Here is a 2,920-nt window from a genome sequence, read left to right on the forward strand (position 1 = left end):
CGGCTCGTCCGGGGCCGCGGAGCCCGGGCGGTCGTGGGCGGCGTCGCCCTGGGACGCCGTCGCGACGACCGCGGCGTGACCGGGGCCGTGCGCCCCGGTGGTGCCGTGCAACCCGAGCGCGTGCATGCCGAGCAGCCCGAGCAGCACTCCGCCCGCGAGCACCACCGCGAGCAGTGCCCCGCGCAGCGCCCGTCGTTCGGTCATGCCCCGATACTACCCGCAGGGGGTATAGGTATTCGGGGCATGTTCAGCGGACGACGCCCGCGCGGGCCAGCAGCCTCCGCACCGCGATCACGACCCCGGCGACCGCGACCTCCCCGACCATGCGCGCGGCCAGCGTCGCCACGAGCACCGCGGGCACCAGGTGCTCCGGCGAGAACACCGGCAGCGCGACCAGGAACAGGGCGATCCCCGCGACGGCCCCGGCCGCCACGATCCGCCCGGCGCCCACCCGAGCGCCGCGCCGCAGCGGAAGCACGAGGTCGAGCACCAGACCGCCGAGCAGGAGCGGGACCAGCCCGAGTGGTCCGATCGGCGACACCGCGACCGTGAGCGCCCCGGCCACGAACGCCGTCAGCGTGGCGGCGCCCGGCGTGCGCGTGACCACGCGCGCCAGGAACGGCAGGGCCGTGTGCACGGCGGCGACCAGGGCGTAGGCCGGGGGCGAGGCGGCCGCGAGCACTCCGGTGACGGGAACGACCGCGAGGAACACGAGCGCCTGGATCGCACCGAGCGCCGCACTCACCAGCAGGGCGCTGGTCGGCACGCGTCGCACCGTCTTCGCCCGCCCGTCCGTCACGTCTCCGAGCCTAGAGGCCACGTCGGCCGGCCGATCACCGACGTCGCCGCGGCGTCACGTCACCCGCCCGATCGTCATTTCGGAATATTGTGGAGGCGGGGACCTGGGGAGGGGACATGACGGATTCCGTCGCGCGTGAGAGCAGGCATCTGCCGCGCGTCTCGACGAACGTGATCGGGCGACCGCGGCTCAACGCAGCCCTCGAGACGGACACCCCGCTCACGCTGCTCCGCGGGGCATCGGGCTCGGGCAAGACCACCGCGGTGGTCGGCTGGGCGTTCGTCACCTCGTCCCGCGTGGTCTGGCTCACCGTGACCCCCGGGCGTGAGAGCAGCTCCGACCTCGCGCTGGCCCTGCTGCGCGCCCTTCGCGAACAGGCGCCAGAGGGCAGGGCGTCCGCAGACCCCTCGACGGAGTCACCCGGGGAGCTGTGGGCCGCGGTCACCGAGCATCTGTGCCCGCTCACGGAGCCGCTGGTGATCGTGCTCGACGACGCCGCCGCGCTCGACCGCGAGAGCGTGTTCGACCTGTGTCGCACGATCGCCGCGCTCCCGCTCGTGCGACTCGTCGTCGCGACCAACCGGCCCAGTCCCTTCGACAGCGCCGGGCTGCGCCTGGTGATCGACACCGCGCTTCTCGGCCCGCAGGAGCTCATGTTCGACCACGACGAGATCCGCGCGATGCTCGACCCCGCCGTCGACGATGACACGGTCCGGGCGATCCAGGAGGCGACGGGCGGCTTCCCCGCGGCCGTCCGGGCGGCGGCACTGCACGGGGGCGGGTCGGCCGTCGTCGCGGCGGCATCCGCGACGATCGAGGACTACCTCCGGGCTCGCATCGAGCGGGACGACTTCGCCGAGCGGACCCTGGACGATCTCGTCCGGCTCAGCATCACCGACGCCGTCGACACCCCCCTCGCTGCCGCACTGACGGGCAACCCCGACATCGTCCACGCCCTCGAGGAATCCGAGGTGTTCGGCTTCGGGCACTGGGAGCCCGGTGAGCCCCGCCTGTTCCGGCTGGCCCCGCACGCCCGCACCCTGCTGCGCCGCGAGCTCCGCCGCACACACCCGGCCGAGATCCCCCGGTTGCGGCGCCTCGCAGTGGAGGGCGCCGTGCGGCGGGGCGCTCCGTTCGAGGGGCTGCGTCTGGCCGTGGAAGAGGACGACCTCGCCCTCGCGGCACACGTGATCATGTCGGGATGGAGCCACCTGCTCGACCACGACGGCAGGGCGGTCGTGCGACTGCTCGGCGACCTCCCGATCGCACGCCTCAAGCAGGAGCCGCTCGTGGCGATGCTCCTCGGCATCTGCCTCAACGCCAACCGGCTGCGCCGCCTGCGCGGACTCCAGCTCCTGCGCCTGGCCGTCTCGGCAGCGAACGGGCGGAAGACCCGCCTCTCGGCGACCGAGCGCCTCTTCATCTGGACGGCCGAGAGCGCGGCCCTGCGGGTCATCGGCATGCCCGACCGGGCGGGACAGGTCGCGGCCCGTGCCCTCGCGCTGTTCACGGAGACCCCCGAGAGCGAGTGGCACCGCTACGCCCGGGAGATGCCGCTGCTGTGCACCCACCTCGCGCTGTCGCTGTACTACGGAGGCCGCCGCGAACAGGCGGTGGGGCTCTTGGAGGAGGCCGCGGCTCTCGCCGGTGCGCAGGGCACCGGCAACGGGTTCCACGCCATGAGCCTGCTCGCCGGGATCCACGCCAGGGCCGGAGACCTCCCGGAGGCGCGGCACTTCGTCGGCCTCCTCCGCGACGGCGGTCACAGCCAGGAGCTGCTCGACGGCTACCGCGGCACGTTCTACCGCGTGGCCGAGGCGATGCTCGCGGTCGAGGACGGCGACCTCCACGCCGCGAAACAGCACGTACGGGCGTTCCTCCCCCACCGGGCGACGAGCGAGCACTGGACGACCATGGCCGCCGTGGAGGCGTGGATCGCGCTGCACGACGGCGACGCCGCGGGCGGGCTCGAACGCCTGGAGTCCTTCGCCAGGATGCGGGGACGCGAGGGCGCAACACCCCACGCACGACAGGCCCTCAGCCGCCCGCGGATCCTGCTGCACCTCGCGCTCGGCGACGTCCGGGCCGCCCGCGGCATCAAGCAGCGCGACGCGCCGGGCG

The 2,920-nt window shown here is 74.1% G+C and carries 2 protein-coding genes and 1 pseudogene; 1 reads left to right on the plus strand and 2 read right to left on the minus strand.

Translation table 11 applies throughout. From position 1 onward, the window contains the following. Together DW299_RS17245 and DW299_RS17250 are read right to left on the minus strand one after the other, a co-directional pair. Positions 1–204: pseudogene (locus DW299_RS17245) on the minus strand (hypothetical protein); the annotation flags it as partial. A 43-nt stretch (positions 205–247) separates the two neighbouring features. Next, on the minus strand, positions 248–799 hold the full coding sequence (locus DW299_RS17250; RefSeq protein ID WP_168443174.1) for an ECF transporter S component: 552 nt from the start codon (positions 797–799) through the stop codon (positions 248–250). A gap of 116 nt (positions 800–915) precedes the next feature. Here DW299_RS17250 and DW299_RS17255 point away from each other — a divergent pair. Then, positions 916–2,920 (plus strand): winged helix-turn-helix domain-containing protein (locus DW299_RS17255; RefSeq protein WP_136037322.1); only part of this gene is annotated, 2,005 nt, incomplete at its 3' end.

Origin of the sequence: Microbacterium sp. K35 (assembly GCF_004794375.1) — a bacterium.
GTDB classification, from domain to species: Bacteria; Actinomycetota; Actinomycetes; order Actinomycetales; family Microbacteriaceae; genus Microbacterium; species Microbacterium sufflavum.